Here is a 17,852-nt window from a genome sequence, read left to right as displayed (position 1 = left end):
TGCCTCGAAAAGGCCGGAATGCGCGGGAGGCGGGCCGCGGGCGCGGCGGCGGGCGCTCGCAGACCGTGCGGCAAGGGCTCGGGGGGCGGAACGGGCGAGCCCTCACCCATCGAATGCACAGCGTTCGGATTGATCGCGGGTGCGGGATGTCCACAATGCCGGGGCTGCGTTTCGGGCTGGCCCGCGCGCTCACCATTCGGTTGCACAGGGTTTCGAGTCGCGCCGGAGGCCGGATGTCCACACCTCGATCGGTCCGCGGTTCGAGCGGATGCCGACGCTCACCGTCGAAATTCACAGCGCGGCGAGTCGATGTTGGCGGGAGATATCCACACCGTCGGATTCCTGCCCCGACGACGCGGCGTTCGTCCTCACCTGTGGGATGCACAGGTTTGCGAGTCGATTCGGCAGCGCGATATCCACACCGCCGTCCGCCCTCGCGACGTTTCGGAGCGTCCGGGCGACGCGGGACAGCGCGCTTCAGTGTGGATGGGCCCGCCTCCGCAAGCGCCCGCACGGCCTTGGCGTTCGTCGGCGCATGCAGTCGCGTCGCCGGACGAGGTGCCGGCACGGGTTTGGATATCGCCCACACCAGGCGCTGAAAATCCAGTGAATTTCGATGATGAGCATCGGCACGCAATCGCACAAGGATGCCGATCCGGGTGTGGACAGCCCAACCCGCGACGACTCGAAACGCTGTGCATCTCGACGGTGAGCGCCGGCACCCGATCAAACGAGAGCGCCGATCCGGATGCGAACAGCCCGCCACACGACAACGCCAAACGCCGTGATTTGCAACGGTGAGTGACTGCACGGCGATTGAACGAGGGTGCCGATTCAGGTGTGGATAGTTCGATCCGCGACCACTCGAGACGCTGTGACTTGCAACGGTGAGCGACGGCACGGCGGTCGAACGAGGGTGCCGATTCGGGTGTGGACAGCTCGATCCGCAACCACTCGGAACACTGTGAAATTCGATGGTGAGCGAAGGCATGGCAGTCGAACTAGGACACCGATTCGGTTCGGATAGCTCGATCCACGACCACTCTGAACACTGTGAAATTCGACGGTGAGCGACGGAATTGCAGTCGAACGCGGGTGCCGATTCGGGTGTGGATAGCTCGATCCGCGACCACTCGGAACGCTGTGAAATTCTACGGTGAACGAAGGCACGGTATCGCACGAAAGCGCCGATTCAGGCGTGACCGGCAGCACCTGCAACCACGCCGAGGCCCACGCATCCGCAGTCGCACCGACGCGGCAGAGCAGCACGCGCGCGCCCTCTCCACCGAAAGACACAGCACGTCGACTGCTTTCGGCGATCGGATATCCACATCGCGGCAAGCACGCGAATGGCACGCGCGATCGCGTGTGCGGTTAGAATGCGCGACCCCGAAGTCGCGTCGAAGATCGGGAACGGGCACGCAAGGCGACACCTGGCCTGTCCGGGTACCGACGCTCACCATTGAAATACACAGCGCTTCGAGTGAATTCCACGGCAGGATATCCACACCGCGATGAGCGCGCGGCTCTATCGCCGCTCCGCACTCGCCGTTAGAATGCGCGGCGCTCCGGATTTCGCGCGACGCCCGGAAGTCCGCACCAGGCAAGTCTCACGCGCGATCGGTCGGCGGCGCTCACCGGTCAAAGGCACAGCATTTTTCTTCGTCGCGATTCCCGGTTGTCCACACCCTGCATCGCGCATCCGGCCGCATCCGGTCGCACTCACCGGTGAAATGCACAGTCTGCCGAGTGGTTTCGAGGCCGGGATATCCACAACCGACGCGGCGAAAAAATTCATCGCGGGCGCTGCGGCAACGTCGGTTCACGCACCTGCCCGCGATCGGCGCCGGATGCCGGAAAGCCCCGCAAATTCGGCCTCCGGACGCACGCTCACCGTTCGAATCCACAGCATTTCGAGTGGGCGGAAACCCGGTTGTCCACATCCGCGCCGAAGCGGACGGCGCCCGCAAGCGCGGTCATTCGGCAATCGAACGGATGATCCGCGCCGGGTTTCCGCCAACCAGCGTATTCGGCGGAACGTCGCGCGTCACGACGGCACCCGCGCCGACAACCGAGTTCTCGCCGACCGTCACGCCGCCGATGATCGTCGCACCCGCGCCGATCCACACGTTGCTCCCGATCACGATCGGCCGGGCGACGACGGCGTCGCGCCGGCGGGACGGCTCGACCGGATGGCCCGACGTGATGAGACTGACGTTCGGCCCGATCATCACGTCGTCGCCGATGTCGAGGCCGCCGAGGTCATAGAACGTGCAGTTCTGGTTGATGAACACGTTGCGGCCGATCCGCGTATCGGCGCCGCCCGTCGCATAAAACGGCGGGATCAGCAGAAAACCGTCGTCCACCGCCCTTCCGATCAGTTCTCCGAACAATGTCCGGACGTCGTGCGCATCGTCGAACGTCAGACGGTTGAGCCGCGCGGTGATCGCCATCGTCCGCCCGAGCTCGGCGCGCATCGCGGCCGATTCCGGCGTGCGCCGGGGAATGATCGTGGTGCGATCGTCGTTCGCCATTCGTTGCCGTTCTCCGTGCGCGATCGAACCGGCAACGCCGCGCATCACGCAGCGCCTGGCTCGTCGAATACGATCGCATCGCCTTGAATTCAGTCAGTCGGTCGACCCGCGCAGGGTCACCCGGTTTCCTCGTTTCGCGCCCCGCCGACGGCCATCGACCGGACTCGTGCGGGCAGCCGCCGACGCTGCTGCAAAGCCAGCGGAACAGCAGGGTCGTGACCGCTGCAGCCGAGCACGCATACGTCAATCTCAAACTAGTTGTTTCATGACTAGTTAATTCATGAACTTCCGCCATACCAGGCTTTGCGGGAAATTCCCTACCCGCCCGCATCCGCCCGGACACGCACGACACGCGCCCACGCCAGGCTCCGCCATTCTCGCCGTCCGCCCCTGTCCGAACCTCTCCCGCTCGGGTACGCTTGAGCATCCACCGACCCGACACGCACACCCATACGCGGAGGCGCGATGAAGCTCTACTACTGGCCGAAGACCCGGGCATTCCGGGCACTGTGGATGCTGGAGGAAATCGGCGCCGTCTACGAGCTCGTGCCGATCGACTTGCGATCGCACGAACAGGGCAGCGACGCGTTCGTCCAGGTCAATCCGATGGCCAAGCTACCCGCGCTCGACGACGGCAGCGAACCGTTCGCCGAATCCGGCGCCGTGCTGCTCTATCTCGCCGATCGCTGCCCGGGCGCCGGGCTCGGCATTGCACCGGACGATCCGCTGCGCGGCCGCTTCCTGCAGTGGATGTTCTTCACGCCCACCTGCCTCGAGCCGGCGATGGCCGAGAAATTCACCGGCGCGTCGGGCAATCCGGTCGCCTTCGGCTGGGGCAACATCACGCGCGTGCAGCGTGCGCTCGCGCAAACGCTCGCCCACAGCCGCTGGCTCGTCGGCGATCATTTCACCGCGGCCGACCTGCTGCTCGCCAGCACGCTGAAGATCGCGTTCGACGCGCACCTGCTGCCGCACGAAGGCGTGCTCGGCGACTACGTCGCGCGCGCCGAGGATCGCGACGGCCATCGCCGCGCGGTCGCGGTCGAACAGCGCGAAGCGGCGCGCCTGCTGCATGCGTGACGCGTGAACGGCACGGCCTTCCGTCGCGGCGACCGCGCCCGAAGGCCGGCGCCCGTTCGCACCGTTCACGGCCGTCATGCAGCCGGCCCGGGCGTCTGCGCGGCCGTGCCGGCCTCGACCACCACGCCCGGCGAGCCGCGCTCGTCCGTATCGGTGTCGACCGGCACGACTTCGTGAAAATGCGTGTAGTCGATGTGCGTGATGCCGCCTTCGTCGTGCATCAGGTCGACATAGCGATGACGCCAGCGGATCTCCGCATGCGTCCATGAGTAGCGCGCCTGCATGACTTGCGCGGTCGTCTCGTCGGAGCCCTCGATCGTGATCAGCAGCGACGCGTCGCGCGCGGCGAGCGACTCGGCCGTCTCGCCGAACAGCGGGCTCGTTTCGTCGATCACGTGCATCAGGTTCCAGCCGAGCAGGAAGATCGGATGCTCGTTGCGCACGAGCGGCAAGTCGTGGATCTTGCGCAGCATATAACCCTCGTGCGTGCCTTCGACGCGCATCAGCCGCAGTTTCGCCTGCGCTTCGGCGATCACGTTCTGGCGCGCATTCGCGGCGCGCACCATCAGCGTCATCCGCCCGTTCAGCGGCCGCACGATCGCGTAACGTGCGAACAGGATCTTCGCCTGCGGCCGCGAGAAGCGCGCGAACACGAGGCCGGTCGCGAGCGCGATGCCCGACATCCCGATGAAGATCTCGAAGGTCGAGACGACGTGCGCGTAGACGGTCTGCGGATGCATGTCGCCATAACCGACCGTCGCGAGTGTCTCGACGCTGAAGAAGAACGCGCCGGCGAACCCGGCCGGCGACTGGTTCGCGATCGGCGCGTGGCCGAGCAGGTAGAGCGTCGCGAAGCCGCCGTTGAGCAGCAGAAACAGCACCGCGAGCGACAGGAAGAATACGGGCCAGCTCACCGTCAGCGCGCGGTGATAGAGGTCGCGCCAGCCGAGCGGCGGCATCCCGTACGCGATCACGGGGCGGGTGCCCGACCAGATCTTGCGGCCGCGGCCGCGGGAGGCTGGGGAGGACGAATCGACGTTCATCTCGCGAGGGCCTGGAGCAAGGAGGCGATGAGCGTAGCACGCGCGGGCGGCGGCCGGGAATGCGCAGCGATGCGGAGCGGGCCTTGCGCGTGCGGCGCGAAAAAAAGCCGGCCGCATGGGCGGCCGGCTTCGCGGTCGTTCGGCGTGCTCGCGGCGCGGCCTGGGGCTTGCGGCCTGCCGCCTGCCGCCGAACTTACTTGCGGTCGACGATCACGCGGTCGAACGTGCCGCCGTCGGCGAAGTGGGTCTTCTGCGCATTCGCCCAGCTGCCGAAAACCTGCTCGACGCTGAACGTCTTCAGCGGCTTGAACTCGGCCGCATGCTTCTTCAGCACGGTCGCGTCGCGCGGGCGCAGATGGTGCTGCGCGATGATCTCCTGCGCCTGCGGCGTGTACAGGTAGTCGAGATACGCCTGCGCGACCTTGCGCGTGCCCTTCTTGTCGACGACCTTGTCGACGACGGCGACGGGCGGCTCCGCGAGGATGCTCGCCGACGGATACACGGCGTCGAATTCCGCTCCCGACGCGCCGGTGTCCATCAGCGCGACTTCGTTCTCGAACGTGACGAGCACGTCGCCGATGCCGCGCTGCGTGAAGGTCGTCGTCGCGCCGCGGCCGCCCGAGTCCAGCACCGGCACGTTGCGGAAGATCGCCTTCTCGAAGTCGAGCGCCTGCTGGTCGGTCGCGCCTTTCTGCTTCTGGTAGCCCCACGCGGCGAGGTACGCGTAGCGGCCGTTGCCCGACGTCTTCGGGTTCGCGATGATCACCTGCACGCCCGGCTTCGCGAGATCGCTCCAGTCCTTGATCGCCTTCGGATTGCCCTTGCGCACGAGGAACACCATCGTCGTCGAGTACGGCGAGCTGCCGTCGGGGAAGCGCGCGCGCCAATCCTTCGGCAGCAGCTGGCCGCGCTCGGCGAGCAGGTCGATGTCGTTCGGCTGGTTCATCGTCACGACGTCGGCCTGCAGCCCCTGCAACACCGACAGCGCCTGCGCGCTCGACGCGCCGTGCGACTGCTTGATCGTCACCGTTTCACCCGTCTGCTGCTTGTAGGCGGCGGCGAAGCTCGTGTTGATGTCCTTGTACAGCTCGCGCGTCACGTCGTACGACACGTTCAGGATCGACGTGTCCGCATGCGCGGCCGTGGCCGCCACGACCAGCGCCGCCGCGGCGCCCGTGTGCAGCCAGCGGCCGATCCCCTTGATGCTTGCCATCGTGATATGCCCCGTTTCCAGTGGTGGTGGATATGCGTGACGGCACGCGTACGCGCTGTCATCGAAACGTAAGCGGGCATTTTAACGGCCGGGCGCGACGCACTTTCCAATCTGTCGTGGAAAGCAAATCTCGAATTCTGCTAAGTAGGGGCGCGTCGCTCGCGTACGCGCCGGATCCGGTGTTAAGATCGCCGTTCAGCCCCTTTCACGGTTCATCCATGTCCGTTGCCCCGCGTTCGCCGTCGATCCTTGCCGCCATCGCGGCAGGCGCGCGCGCGGCCGGGCTGAAACTGAAAAAACGACACCTCGACTGACGGGGGCGTCGCGTCCCGTCAGGCGAATGCCGGACGGGATGCCCGCAGGTCGTTTCTTTCTCCTTGCTCGCACGCCTCGCTCCGGCACCCCGCCGGCGGAACGGTTCCTTCCCACTCCGTTTCCACCATGAGGCTTTGCATGTACACACGTTTCGAAGGTATCTGGCTGCCGCTCGTCACGCCGTTCCACGACGGCGAGGTCGACCACGGCGCGCTCGCGCGGCTCGCGCGTCACTATGCGGCGGTGGGCGTCGCCGGGTTCGTCGCGGGCGCGACGACCGGTGAAGGCGTGCTGCTCGACGCGCGCGAACAGGACGCCGTGTTCGCGACGCTGCGCGATGCGGTGCCCGACCTGCCGATCGTCGTCGGCCTCACCGCGAGCGCGACGCACTTCGCAGCCGCCCGCGCACGCGAACTCGCCGCGCTGCGGCCCGACGGGCTGCTCGTCACGCCGCCCGTCTACGTTCGGCCGACGCAAGACGGGATCCGCCGCCACATTGAGGCGATCGTCGAGGCGGCCGACCTGCCGGTCCTCGTCTACAACATCCCGTATCGCACCGGCGTGAACGTCGAACTGGAGACGCTGCAGGCGCTCGCGCGCGATCCGCGCGTCGCGGGCATCAAGGAATGCGGCGGGACGCTCGAACGGATGAGCCGTCTCGTGCACGAGACGCCGCTCGCAATTCTCTCCGGCGACGACAACCAGAACTTCGCCGCGCTGTGTGCCGGCGCGCATGGCGCGATCGCCAGCAGCGCGCACGTGCTGCCCGAATGGCACGTGCGCATCCACGCGCTCCTGCGCGACGGCCGGCTCGCCGACGCGCGACGGCTGTCGGTCGCGCTGCAGCCGCTCGTCGCGGCGCTGTTCGCCGAGCCGAATCCGGCGCCGGTGAAGGCGGTGCTGGCTGCGCAGGGGTGGTGCGAGGACGGGCTGCGGTTGCCGTTCGTGCCGGCGAGCGCGGGGTTGCGGGAGAGGCTCGGCAAGCTGTGCGCGGCGCTGGAGGCGTCGGCGCAGACGGTCGCGGCAGCGTAGGATTTCGCTTCGAAAACTGTTTCAGACCGTCAGAATCCGCGACGCGCCATACTGCGCAAGATGGCCGTCGGCGGTGATGAGCAGCATCGGTTCGGACCAGGCCTGCGCGACCAGCAAGCGGTCGAACGGATCGCGATGGTAGTGGGGCAGATAGCGCACGGCCGCGCCGTGCGCGGCCCGAACCGGCAGCTCCCGATATCGGCTCATCGCAATCGCTTCGACCATCCGGTCCACATCCACGTCCAGCTTTCCCGTCCCGGCCTTGATCGCGACTTCCCAGATGCTCGCGCTGCTGATGAACACCTCGTCGGCTTCGGCAATCAGATTGCGCGCGCGAGCGCTCAATTTCGGATCATTGGCCCACATCCAGAGAAAGATGTGCGTATCGAATAGCAGCCGCATCACTTTCCTTCGAACGCATCCAGCAAATCATCGGGAAGCGGTGCGTCGAAGTCGTCCGCGATCCATATCTGCCCCTCGAGGAGCCCGTAATGATGAATCGGCTTGAGCGGCACGAGCCGGACCGACTGCTTGCCGTCCTGCATGATCACGACGCGTTCGCCGGCGATCGCGGCATCGAGAAGCCGCTGAAGATCGAGCGCGGCTTCCGGGACAGTGGCAACTTGCATGATGGCCTCCGTTGAGTGATCCACCATTGTCACGACATTCGCCCCGTCCCTCCAATAGGCCGAACGCCCAGCCGGGCGCAGGCGCGTCGATCGCCATCACGCCGCCAGCGCCCCCGCGTCCCCTCGCGTCGCGTCCCGCACCGCCTGCGTGACGATCCGCGCGAGCCGCTCGACGGTCGGCGTCGCCGACGACGTCCGCCGCAGCAGCATCAGCGGCAGGCCCGGCAGTGCCGGCAGCCCGGACGACGCCGCGTCGAGCACACGCACCGACGCGGGCAGCCCGTAGTGCGAGCGCACGGTCAGCCCGAGGCCGGCCGCCGCCGCCGCCCACAGCCCGGCCAGGCTCGGCGTCGTGAACGCGACGCGCCACGGCACGCCCGCACGGTCGAGCGCATCGGTCGCCGCGCCGAAGAAGCGGCACGGCCGGTCGAACACGACGAGCGGCAACGGCTCGCCCGATGCGTGCATCGCACGCAGACGCGCGGCGCCGTCGTCGACCGCATCCGCCGGTCCGTCGGCGTCCGGCACGCCGAAACCGCTCGCGCCACCCGCGATCCACTGCATCGGCACCTGCGCGATCGCGTCGCTGTCGATGCCCGCGCGCGACACCAGCGCCGCCGACGCCGGGTCGCCCCACACGAGCGCGAGATCGAGCTGGTTCGCGTCGAGCCGCTCGAGCAACTCGGCATTGCGTGCGACGCGCGCCTCGATCCTCACCTTCGGGTGCGCACGCGCGAAACGCCCGAGCACGTCGGGCAGGATCGCTTCGCCGAAGTCCTCCTGAAGGCCGACCCGCACCCAGCCGTCGAGATTCACGCCGCGCACGGCCGCGGCCGCTTCGTCGTTCAGTTCGATCATCCGCCGCGCATAGCGCAGCATCGCGTCGCCGGCGTCGGTCAGCGCGAGCCCGCGGCCGGCCTTCACGAACAGCGGCGTGCCGGCCTGTTCCTCGAGCTTGCGGATCTGCGCGCTCACCGCCGACGACGAACGCGCGACGCGATCGGCGGCCTTCGCGAAGCTGCCGAGATCCACACCCGCGACCAGGCTGCGCAGCGCCGCGACGTCGAAGTTCGGCCGGGCCAGCGTGGCGTCGGGTGCCACGAGCGACACCTCGCCGTGGGCAGGGTCTTGTCCGGACATCTCAATCATCCCGTTTTATCGAACGATTCATCAAAAACTTTCCGATTTTCAGGATGAATGTAGGCCGCCACACTGGCGATGTCAATTTCCACACGGGCCCTGTCGCCATGGATACCTCCTGCCTAGCATCCCCGTCCTCGTCCTTGCCAGCGCGCGACGCGCGCGGCCCGGCCCATCGCTGGCGCGTGCTCGCGGCCGGCGTCGCCGCGAACATGAGCTTTTCCGCCGCCGCGGCGGGCATTCCGACCACCGCCGTGTGGATGCGCTCGGCCTATCACCTCGACAACGGCGCGCTGGGCCTCGTGCTCGGCGCGCTCGGCTTCGGCGTCGCACTGTCCGAACTGCCGTGGGGGATCGCCGCCGACCGCTTCGGCGATCGTCGCGTACTGCTCACCGGCCTCGTCGCGACCGCCGCGATGCTGGCGCTGATGGTGGCCACGATCGTCCCGGCCACGCACGCGGTGCCGCCGCTCATGCGCGTCGTCGCTGCGATGTGCTGCGTCGGCCTGCTCGGCGGCAGCGTGAACGGCTCGAGCGGACGCGCGGTGATGCGCTGGTTCGGCGAGCGCGAACGCGGGCTCGCGATGAGCATCCGCCAGACGGCCGTGCCGCTCGGCGGCGGCGTCGGCGCGGCGCTGCTGCCGTCGCTCGCGTCGCGTGCGGGCTTCGCCGCGGTGTACGGCGCGCTGATGCTGCTGTGTGCCGGATCGGCCGCGCTCACGTGGCGCTGGCTGCACGAACCGCCCGACGCGGCGGCCACCGCGCCCGCCGACGCGAACCGCGCCGTCGGGCACCAATCGCCGGCCGCGCCCGCGCGCAGTCCGCTCGCGAGCGGCCGCGTCTGGCGCATCGTGCTCGGCATCGGCGCGCTGTGTGCACCGCAGTTCGCGGTACTCACGTTCGCGACCGTGTTCCTGCACGATTTCGGCCGGCTCGGCCTCGCCGGCATCAGCGCGGCGATGGTCGCGCTGCAGTTGGGCGCGATGGTGATGCGCGTGTGGAGCGGCCGCCATACCGACCGGCACGGCAACCGGCGTGCGTACCTGCGCGGGTCGGTCTGCGTCGCGTCCGGATCGTTCGCGCTGCTCGCGGCCGCGACCGCCGGCAGCCCGCACGTGCCGCTCGCCGCGATCGTCGCGATCCTCGTGTTCGCCGGCATCTGCGTGTCGGCCTGGCACGGTGTCGCGTACACCGAACTCGCGACGCTCGCGGGCGCGAACCACGCAGGCACCGCCCTCGGGATGGCGAACACGGTCGTCTATCTCGGGCTGTTCGCGACGCCGCTCGCGATTCCGCCGCTGCTCGCCGTCAGCTCGTGGAGCGTGGTGTGGCTCGCGACCGCGCTGATCGCGGCGGCAACGTACCCGTTGTTTGCCCGCTAGCCAGCAAGCGGGCGCCAGCGGCGACGCCCGTCCTGCCGACCGCATGGCGCGGCATTCAGAACTTGTACACGGCCGACAGCATCGCCGAGCGGCCGTCGCCGAACTCGACGGCCGACGATTGCGATGCGTTTCCCGCCACCTGCCGCACACGTTCGACATAGGCGCGATCGAACAGGTTGTCGACGTTCAGCTGGAAGCGCAGCCTGCGGCTCACGTCGTACGACGCCATCAGGTTGTGCACCCAGTACGCGCCGAGCTTGCCGTCGCCTTGCGACGTCACGTTGCGCCGGCCGACGAAGTGCGAACCGTAGCCGACCGTCCAGCCGGCCGGCAACCGATAGGTCGTCCACAGGTTGAACGCGTGCCGCGGCGTGTTGCCGAGCGCCTGTCCGTCGCGGCGCGGCGTGGCCGGTGAACTGAGCGTGACGCTCGCGAGATACGTGTAGTTGGCGAACACGTCCCACTGCGGCGTCACCTTGCCGGCGGCCCCGAGCTCGATGCCGCGAACGCGCTGCCGGCCCACGAGCGCGTAGCTGCCGTCGGCCATGCGTTCGCGTGCGTTGTTCTTTTCGGTCTGGAACAGCGCGCCGTTCAGCGCGACGCCCGCGAGCCCCTCCCATTTCGCGCCGAGCTCCAAACTCTCGTTCGTCTCGGGCGCGAGCGCTGCGGTCGCCGCGCTCACGCCGGAGCCGGAGGTCGCGAGAAATTCGGCGGACGGGTTGAACGACGTGCCGTACGCGAAATACGCGCGACCGTTGTCGGTCGGCTTGAACACGAGCCCCGCGCGCGTGCTCAGGTGACGGTCGGAACTGTCCGCGCGCTCGGCGGGCTTGCCGGCCGCGGCCCCTTCCGCCCAGTCGTCGATCCAGTCGTGCCGCAGCCCGACGTCGATGTCCCAGTAGCGGCCGACCGAGATCGTGTCGAACGCGTACAGCGCCTTCACGACCAGCGCGGTGTCCTGGCGGGCACTGTCCTCGCGCTGCGCCGGGCCGCGCCACACGCCGGGCGGCGCCGCGAGCGCAAAGCCGTCGGCCGGGTAGAACCGGTTGAGCCCGTACGAATAGGTCGTGCGGCCGTACGTTTCGCGCGAGATCTCGAAGCCCGTGACGAGCGTATGCCCGACGCCGAACGTCGTGAACGTGCTCGTCACGTTCGTCTGGTTCGCCCACATCGCGGTCGACGCGTCGCGGCCGTAGCCTTGCGGCCCGGCCGGCTTGTAACGCCCGGGCGGCAGCCCTTCCAGGCTCACGCGCGCTCCCGAAATCACCGTATCGCGATTCAGGTGCGCGTAGCGGCTCAGGTTCTGCACCTTCAGGCCGGACGACACGTCGTGCTCGGCCTTCACGGTGACGGCATCCGCAGCGATCCGTTCGCGATCCAGATTGCGCCAGCCGAAATAGCGGTCGCGCGACATGCCCGCCAGCACCTGGCCGTTGTGCGCAGGCAGCCCGTAGTCGGGCAGGTTGTTGTCGTACTGGTGAAAATAGCCGAGCGTGACGCGCGTCGGCGTGCCGAGGCCAAACGCGAGCGACGGCGCGACGCCCCAGCGGCGCTTGCGGATGTCGTTGCGGCCCGGCACGTCGTTCACATGCGCCATCGCGTTCAGGCGGAACGCGGCCCGGCCTTCGGTGCCGGGCACCGGCCGGTTCGCATCGAGCGTCACGCGGCGGTAGCCGGACGTACCGAGCATCGTGCCGGCCTCCGTGAGCGCGCCGGCTTTCGGCGTCTTGCTGATCAGGTTCACCGAGCCGCCCGTCGTGCCCGCGCCGCCGAATACCGAGTTCGGCCCCTTGATCACCTCGACCGCCTCGATGTTGAACAGGTCGCTGCGATTGTTCTGCGCACTGTCGCGCAACCCGTCGAGCTGCAGGTTCGCGTTCGCGCCGAAGCCGCGGATATTGAACATGTCGCCCGACCCGCCGCCGCCTTCTCCCGCGTTGAACGTGATGCCCGCGACGTTCGACAGCGCGTCGCGCAGGCTCAGCGCCTGCTGTTCGTCGAGCACCGCGCGTGGCACGACGGTGATCGTCTGCGGCACGTCGAGCAGCGGCGTCGCGTATTTGGCGGAACCCGACCGGTCGACGCGCGTACCGGCGTCGCGATTGCCGTGGACGAAGATCGGGCTCAGGTGCGGCGCGTGGCGCGGCTCGTCCTCTTCCGCGCACGCAGGCGCGGCGGCACAGGTCACCATCGCGAACGCAACGGACGCGGTCGCGCGACGCGGCGGCGTCGCGCTCGACAGAATGCAACGACTCATGTTCACTCCACCCCATTAACGAGAATGGTTCTCATTCAATAGGAATGGAGTCGACGTGGCAATTGGACACGTACGAACTTCGGGATCCGAATTAATCGTCGAACGACGCGGGCATGGCGCAGGCCAGCATGACACAGTGTGGCGTCTCGATCATTCGCACGAAGCGTGCGACAGCTGGCTGCGTGCGGTCTTCGCGTTCAGGAGGCCGCCGACGCTGTACACGCCACCGATGCGCGGCACCATGAAATGGCAGCCGTTCGTCACACGCGGGCGGCGCAGCACGCCCCACGGCGCCCGCGCATTCGTCAGGCCGCCTCGCGCGCCAGCGCGCGCCGCGCGGCCGGCCGCTCGGCCTCGCGCTGCGCGTGGGCTGTCCACGCCGCATGCTGCGTCATGTCGAGTCCGATCGCGACACCCCAGCGATACAGCACCAACAGGAACGGATCGACGATCGAATGCGCACCCGGTTCAGCCCACGTTCGGCCATCGGCGAGCGTGGCCTCGATCGAAGCGTTCGCGGCTTCGATCGTGCCGCGCCCGTGTGCGCTGACCGCGCCGTGCAGCGCCGGATCGCCGATGAAGCGGCCCGGCCGCCACAACGCGCCGTAGCCGACGCCGTGCACCCAGCCGACCAGCCAGGCGAGCCATTCATGACACCGCGCCTCGCGCAGCGGTTCGCCGAGCGGCAGCAATTGCGCGTCCGGATAGCGGTGCGCGAGATACGTGAGGATCGCAGGCGTTTCGGTCAGCACGCTCGGCTCGCCCGGAATCGCGAGCACGGGCACGCGCGCCTTCGCGTTGATCGCCAGATAGGGCGCCTCGAGGTTCTGCTGCTTCTGCACCGAGACGATCTCGACGTCGAACGGCGCGCCGGTTTCCTCCAGCGCGATATGAGCGGCGAGCGAGCAGGCGCCCGGCGAAAGATAGAGACGATATGCGTTCATGGTGTGTGGCCCGACGGCGCTGTGGAAGACGGAACCGAGTGTAGGAACGCATCCCGATGCTCGGCAAACGAAGAATTGTCGTGCTTGAGCATTAGTGTTACTAATACCCGCATGCGACGCATCCACCTCCCCCCGCTCCAGACGCTGCGTGCGTTCGAAGCCGCCGTGCGGCTGCAGAGCTTCACGCGCGCGGCCGATGCGCTTGCGCTCACGCAAGGCGCCGTCAGCCAGCACATCCGCGCGCTCGAGGCGCAGCTCGGCTACCCGCTCTTCACGCGCGAACGCAACGGCGCAACGCCAACGCATGCCGCGCATGCGCTCGCGCTACAGGTGCGCCAGGGCCTGAGCGTGCTCGAACGCGCGTTCGAGCCGGCGCTCGCCGTACGCAGCCGCCCGCGTACCTGCGACGTGACGCTGAACGTCAGCGTGCTGCCAAGTGTCGCCGAGCGCTGGCTCGCACCACGCCTGCCGCGCTTCACGGCCGCGCATCCGCACATCGCGATCGCGCTGCACCCGGACGTGGCGCTCGCGCCGCTGCGCAAGCGCGACCGCATCGACGTCGCGCTGCGCTACGGGCCCGGCAGCTGGCCGGGCGTCGTCGCCGAAAAGCTGATGAACGAGACGATCTTCCCGGTCGCGAGCCCCGCGTACCGCAATCGCGACGGCATCGCGCCGCGCGTGCCGGCCGATCTCGTGCGCGCGACGTTGCTGCGCCATCCCGCGCAGCCATGGGAACCGTGGCTCCAGGCTGCGCGGCTCGACCTCACCGAATCCGCTCGCGCGCCGCGTTTCACCGATGCGAATGCGCTGATCGACGCGACGCTGAAAGGGCGCGGCGTCGCACTCGCGCGCCGCTCGCTGATCGAGCCCGAGCTCGCGGACGGCACGCTCGTGCGCGTATCGACGGTGCGCGTGACCGACGTGTATGCGCACTACGTCGTATGGCGCCCCGGCCATCCGCAGGAAGCGGCGATCCGCACGTGGCTCGACTGGCTGCGCAGCGAAGCGCGGCGCAGAACGCCGCGCCGCTGACGCTGCGGCTGACGCTCACGCGCGCGTCGGCATCGCCACCTTGTCGAGCGTGATCGGCAGATCGCGCACGCGCACGCCCGTTGCGTGATAGATCGCATTCGCGATCGCCGCCGGCACGCCCGTGATCCCTATTTCGCCGATGCCGCGGATGCCGAGCGGGTTGAAATGCGTGTCGTGCTCGTCGACGAAGCTCACGTCGAGATCGCCGATATCCGCATTCACGGGTACGTGATATTCGGCGAGGTTCGCATTCGTGAAGCGGCCATGCCGCACGTCGAGGAACGAGCCTTCCTCGAGCGCGGTGCCGAGCCCCCACACCATCCCGCCGATCAGCTGGCTGCGTGCGGTCTTCGCATTCAGCAGGCTGCCGACGCTGTACACGCCGACGATGCGCGGCACCCGGATCGTGCCGAGTTCGGCATCGACGTGTACTTCGGCGAACACCGCGCCGAACGAATGAGATGCATAGCGCGACTTCTCGTCACCCGGCTTCGCGGTCGCCTGCGCTTCGAGCGGCCGTCCGCCCGCCCGCGCGATCACCGCGGCGGCCGGATCGCGCCGCGACGTTTCGCCGCGATGCACGAGCCAGCCGTCGTCGACCGTCACGTCGTCCGCCGCGACGCCGTGCAGCGGCGAGCCCCGATCGGCGACCGCCAGCGCGATCAGCATCGCGCGCGCCCGCAGCGCGGCGTCGCGCACGGCCGGCGCGACGCTCGCCGCCGATTGCGAGCCGCCCGACACCGGCGCGCGCGGCAGGCTCGAATCGCCGAGCACGAAGCGCACGTTCTGCAGCGCGAAGCCGAGCGCATCGGCGGCGACCTGCGTCATGACCGTGTAGGTGCCGGTGCCGATGTCCTGCGTGCCCGACGCGACTTCGGCCGTGCCGTCCGGCAGGATGCGCGCACGCGCAGACGCCTCGCTGCGATTCGCCGGGTACGTCGCGGCGGCCATCCCGAGACCGACCAGCGTGTCGCCGTCGCGCATCGTGCGCGGCCCGCCGGTGCGCCGCGACCAGCCGAAGCGTTGCGCGCCGGCCTGGTAGCACTCGCGCAGCTTGTTGCTCGACCACGGCTTCCCGTCCTCCGGATCGACTTCCGCGTAATTCGCGAGCCGCAGCGCGACCGGATCCATGCCGAGCCGCCACGCGAGCTCGTCCATCGCCGATTCCAGCGCGAACGAACCGGACGCCTCGCCGGGCGCGCGCATGAACGTCGGCGTGCCGACGTTCAGCGACACGATCCGGTGCGTGGTCGCCTGGTTCGGCACCGCATACATGATCCGCGACGGCATCCCGCACATCTCCGTCCAGTCCTCGAACGTCGACGTGGTGACGATCGAGTCGTGGCGCAGCGCGGTCAGCGTGCCGTCGGCGCGCGCGGCCAGCACGACGCGCTGCTCGGTGAACGGGCGGCCGCCGACCGGGCCGAACATCTGCGGCCGCGTCAGCGCAAGGCGCACCGGGCGGCCCACCTGTCGCGCGGCCATCGCGCACAACGACACGTGCGACCACGACGATCCCTTGCAGCCGAAGCCGCCGCCGAGGAACGGCGAGATCACGCGCACCTGCTCCGGCGCGATGCCGAACACCGCGGCCACCGCCGTGCTGGCGCCCGACACGCCCTGCGTCGCGTCGTGCAGCGTAAGCGTCGGGCCGTCCCAGTGCGCCATCGTCGCGTGCGGCTCGAGCGGGTTGTGATGCTGCATCGGCGTCGTGTAGGTGGCGTCGATGCGCACCGCGCCCTCGCGCAGGCCTGCATCGACGTCGCCGCGCTGCGTGTCCATCGCGCGCCCCTGCTGCTTCGGCGGCACGCGCGCGCCGCGCTTCGCGCGCGCGAAATCGAGCGTGGCATCGCTCGCGCGATAGCGCACCTGCACCGCATTCGCGGCGTCGGTCGCCTGCTCGAGCGTTTCGGCGACGACGACCGCGACAGGTTCGTTGCTGTAGCGCACCGTGTCGTCCTGCAACAGCGTGAGCCGGCGCCCGGCCGGCGGCGACAGCGGCGTGCGGCCGCCGTTGGGCAACCGCATCGCGTTCTCGTGCGTCATCACGAACAGCACGCCGGGCATCGCGCGTGCGCGTGCCGCGTCAATCGATTCGATGCGCCCCGATGCGATCGTGCTCGTCACGAGCACCGCGTGCGCGAGGCACGTATCGGCGAATTCGGCCGCATAGCGCGCGCCGCCCGTCACTTTGAGTACGCCGTCGACACGGTCGAGCGGCTGTCCGGTCACCGTGTTCATGCCGCATCTCCCGTCGTGCCAGCGGCCGCATGCACCGCACGGACGATCGCGCGCTGCGCGAGCGCGACCTTGAATCGATTGCCGTCGAGCGGCCGCGCGTCGCGCAACGCGAGCGCAGCCGCCTCGCGCAGCGCCGCATCGGTTGGCGCGCGGCCGACGAGATGCCGTTCCGCGGCCGTCGCACGCAGCGGCTTGTGCGCCACGCCGCCGAGCGCGATGCGCGCCTCCGTCACCTGCGCACCGTCCAGCCGCAACGCGGCGGCCACCGCGACCAGCGCGAACGCGTAACTCGCGCGGTCGCGCACCTTCAGGTAGTGCGCATGGTCCGCAAAGCGCGGCGGCGGCAGATCCACCGACGTAATCAGTTCGCCCGGTTCGAGCGTCGTGTCGAGGTCGGGCCGATCGCCGGGCAACCGGTGAAACGACGCGAACGGAATCTGCCGCGCGCCGCGTGGGCCGCTCACCTGTACGACCGCGTCGAGCGCCGCGAGCGCGACGCTCATGTCCGACGGGTTCACCGCGACGCACTGCTGGCTGGCGCCGAGAATCGCGTGCATCCGGTTGTGCCCGCCGATCGCCGCGCAGCCGCTGCCCGGCTCGCGCTTGTTGCATTGCGCGAACGCGGGATCGTAGAAATACGGGCAGCGCGTGCGCTGCATCAGGTTGCCGCCGACGGTCGCCATGTTGCGCAATTGCGCGGACGCGCCGGCGAGCAGCGCCTGCGACAGCAGCGGATAGTCCGCGCGGATACGCGGATGAGCGGCCGCATCGCTGTTGCGCATGAGCGCACCGATTCGCAGTCCGCCATCCGGCAACGCGTCGACCGTATCGAGGCCCGCGATACGCGTGATGTCGATGAGCGTGACGGGCCGCGCGACGCCGCCCTTCATCAGGTCCAGCAGGTTCGTGCCGCCGCCGATGAAGGCCGCGCCCGGCCGCTGCGCCGCCCGCACGGCGCCCGCGACGTCGGTTGCCCGTTCGTAGGAGATCGCTTCCATGGCCGGGTCCTC

At 69.0% G+C, this 17,852-nt stretch carries 14 protein-coding genes; 4 read left to right on the top strand and 10 right to left on the bottom strand.

What is annotated here, in order from left to right:
- Window positions 1-1,976: 1,976 nt before the first annotated feature.
- Window positions 1,977-2,534, bottom strand: a complete 558-nt coding sequence (locus DIE04_RS26655; protein WP_124520641.1) for a sugar O-acetyltransferase — start codon at window positions 2,532-2,534, stop codon at window positions 1,977-1,979.
- A 465-nt stretch (window positions 2,535-2,999) separates the two neighbouring features.
- Here DIE04_RS26655 and DIE04_RS26650 point away from each other — a divergent pair, with 465 nt between their 5' ends.
- Complete coding sequence (locus tag DIE04_RS26650; protein ID WP_044846169.1) at window positions 3,000-3,614, top strand: glutathione S-transferase family protein; 615 nt, start codon at window positions 3,000-3,002, stop codon at window positions 3,612-3,614.
- 74 nt (window positions 3,615-3,688) lie between these two features.
- Here the strand turns inward: DIE04_RS26650 and DIE04_RS26645 are convergent, their stop codons facing one another.
- Window positions 3,689-4,657 (bottom strand): ion channel, encoded by a 969-nt coding sequence (locus DIE04_RS26645; RefSeq protein WP_124486595.1) that lies wholly within the window; start codon window positions 4,655-4,657, stop codon window positions 3,689-3,691.
- Window positions 4,658-4,850: 193 nt separating this feature from the next.
- Window positions 4,851-5,870, bottom strand: coding sequence for a sulfate ABC transporter substrate-binding protein (locus DIE04_RS26640; RefSeq protein ID WP_044846167.1), 1,020 nt, complete (start codon window positions 5,868-5,870; stop codon window positions 4,851-4,853).
- Window positions 5,871-6,323: 453 nt separating this feature from the next.
- On the opposite strand from DIE04_RS26640, the gene dapA reads away from it, so the two are divergent.
- A complete protein-coding gene (dapA, locus tag DIE04_RS26630) occupies window positions 6,324-7,217 on the top strand; it encodes a 4-hydroxy-tetrahydrodipicolinate synthase (protein WP_124520640.1) in 894 nt (297 codons plus the stop codon).
- 21 nt (window positions 7,218-7,238) lie between these two features.
- On the opposite strand, the gene DIE04_RS26625 is transcribed toward dapA, so the two are convergent.
- The 3 genes from DIE04_RS26625 to DIE04_RS26615 form a co-directional block, all read right to left on the bottom strand.
- Complete coding sequence (locus tag DIE04_RS26625; protein WP_014895868.1) at window positions 7,239-7,619, bottom strand: type II toxin-antitoxin system VapC family toxin; 381 nt, start codon at window positions 7,617-7,619, stop codon at window positions 7,239-7,241.
- Window positions 7,619-7,846: a type II toxin-antitoxin system Phd/YefM family antitoxin gene (locus tag DIE04_RS26620; protein WP_124486598.1), complete on the bottom strand. Its 228-nt coding sequence runs from the start codon at window positions 7,844-7,846 to the stop codon at window positions 7,619-7,621. Before DIE04_RS26620 ends, DIE04_RS26625 begins: the two co-directional genes overlap by 1 nt.
- Before the next feature lie 96 nt (window positions 7,847-7,942).
- Complete coding sequence (locus tag DIE04_RS26615) at window positions 7,943-8,986, bottom strand: LysR substrate-binding domain-containing protein (RefSeq protein WP_124520639.1); 1,044 nt, start codon at window positions 8,984-8,986, stop codon at window positions 7,943-7,945.
- 107 nt (window positions 8,987-9,093) lie between these two features.
- Between DIE04_RS26615 and DIE04_RS26610 the strand changes: the two genes are divergently transcribed.
- A complete protein-coding gene (locus tag DIE04_RS26610; RefSeq protein ID WP_124520637.1) occupies window positions 9,094-10,368 on the top strand; it encodes an MFS transporter in 1,275 nt (424 codons plus the stop codon).
- A gap of 55 nt (window positions 10,369-10,423) precedes the next feature.
- Here DIE04_RS26610 and DIE04_RS26605 read toward each other — a convergent pair whose 3' ends face one another.
- Window positions 10,424-12,625: a TonB-dependent siderophore receptor gene (locus tag DIE04_RS26605; RefSeq protein ID WP_124520635.1), complete on the bottom strand. Its 2,202-nt coding sequence runs from the start codon at window positions 12,623-12,625 to the stop codon at window positions 10,424-10,426.
- 305 nt (window positions 12,626-12,930) lie between these two features.
- A complete protein-coding gene (locus tag DIE04_RS26600) occupies window positions 12,931-13,569 on the bottom strand; it encodes a glutathione S-transferase family protein (protein ID WP_124520634.1) in 639 nt (212 codons plus the stop codon).
- 111 nt (window positions 13,570-13,680) lie between these two features.
- Here DIE04_RS26600 and DIE04_RS26595 point away from each other — a divergent pair, with 111 nt between their 5' ends.
- A complete protein-coding gene (locus DIE04_RS26595; RefSeq protein WP_124486603.1) occupies window positions 13,681-14,601 on the top strand; it encodes a LysR substrate-binding domain-containing protein in 921 nt (306 codons plus the stop codon).
- Window positions 14,602-14,616: 15 nt separating this feature from the next.
- On the opposite strand, the gene DIE04_RS26590 is transcribed toward DIE04_RS26595, so the two are convergent.
- Together DIE04_RS26590 and DIE04_RS26585 are read right to left on the bottom strand one after the other, a co-directional pair.
- A complete protein-coding gene (locus DIE04_RS26590) occupies window positions 14,617-16,842 on the bottom strand; it encodes a xanthine dehydrogenase family protein molybdopterin-binding subunit (protein ID WP_124520633.1) in 2,226 nt (741 codons plus the stop codon).
- Entirely contained in the window at window positions 16,839-17,840 is a 1,002-nt protein-coding gene (locus DIE04_RS26585) for a xanthine dehydrogenase family protein subunit M (protein WP_124520631.1), read from the bottom strand. Before DIE04_RS26585 ends, DIE04_RS26590 begins: the two co-directional genes overlap by 4 nt.
- Between the last annotated feature and the right edge of the window lie 12 nt (window positions 17,841-17,852).

This window comes from Burkholderia sp. Bp8994 (assembly GCF_003853805.1).
In the GTDB taxonomy this organism is placed as follows: Bacteria; Pseudomonadota; Gammaproteobacteria; order Burkholderiales; family Burkholderiaceae; genus Burkholderia.
The sequence above is the reverse complement of the archived record's forward strand: the minus strand, read 5'-3'. Positions and strand labels throughout refer to the sequence as shown.

Coding starts and splice junctions, on each gene's coding strand:
- DIE04_RS26605 (WP_124520635.1), bottom strand. CDS start 12,625: ATGAGTCGTTGCATTCTGTCGAGCGCGACGCCGCCGCGTCGCGCGACC.
- DIE04_RS26585 (WP_124520631.1), bottom strand. CDS start 17,840: ATGGAAGCGATCTCCTACGAACGGGCAACCGACGTCGCGGGCGCCGTG.
- DIE04_RS26650 (WP_044846169.1), top strand. CDS start 3,000: ATGAAGCTCTACTACTGGCCGAAGACCCGGGCATTCCGGGCACTGTGG.
- DIE04_RS26625 (WP_014895868.1), bottom strand. CDS start 7,619: ATGCGGCTGCTATTCGATACGCACATCTTTCTCTGGATGTGGGCCAAT.
- DIE04_RS26610 (WP_124520637.1), top strand. CDS start 9,094: ATGGATACCTCCTGCCTAGCATCCCCGTCCTCGTCCTTGCCAGCGCGC.
- DIE04_RS26640 (WP_044846167.1), bottom strand. CDS start 5,870: ATGGCAAGCATCAAGGGGATCGGCCGCTGGCTGCACACGGGCGCCGCG.
- DIE04_RS26645 (WP_124486595.1), bottom strand. CDS start 4,657: ATGAACGTCGATTCGTCCTCCCCAGCCTCCCGCGGCCGCGGCCGCAAG.
- DIE04_RS26595 (WP_124486603.1), top strand. CDS start 13,681: ATGCGACGCATCCACCTCCCCCCGCTCCAGACGCTGCGTGCGTTCGAA.
- DIE04_RS26655 (WP_124520641.1), bottom strand. CDS start 2,534: ATGGCGAACGACGATCGCACCACGATCATTCCCCGGCGCACGCCGGAA.
- DIE04_RS26590 (WP_124520633.1), bottom strand. CDS start 16,842: ATGAACACGGTGACCGGACAGCCGCTCGACCGTGTCGACGGCGTACTC.
- dapA (WP_124520640.1), top strand. CDS start 6,324: ATGTACACACGTTTCGAAGGTATCTGGCTGCCGCTCGTCACGCCGTTC.
- DIE04_RS26615 (WP_124520639.1), bottom strand. CDS start 8,986: ATGTCCGGACAAGACCCTGCCCACGGCGAGGTGTCGCTCGTGGCACCC.
- DIE04_RS26620 (WP_124486598.1), bottom strand. CDS start 7,846: ATGCAAGTTGCCACTGTCCCGGAAGCCGCGCTCGATCTTCAGCGGCTT.
- DIE04_RS26600 (WP_124520634.1), bottom strand. CDS start 13,569: ATGAACGCATATCGTCTCTATCTTTCGCCGGGCGCCTGCTCGCTCGCC.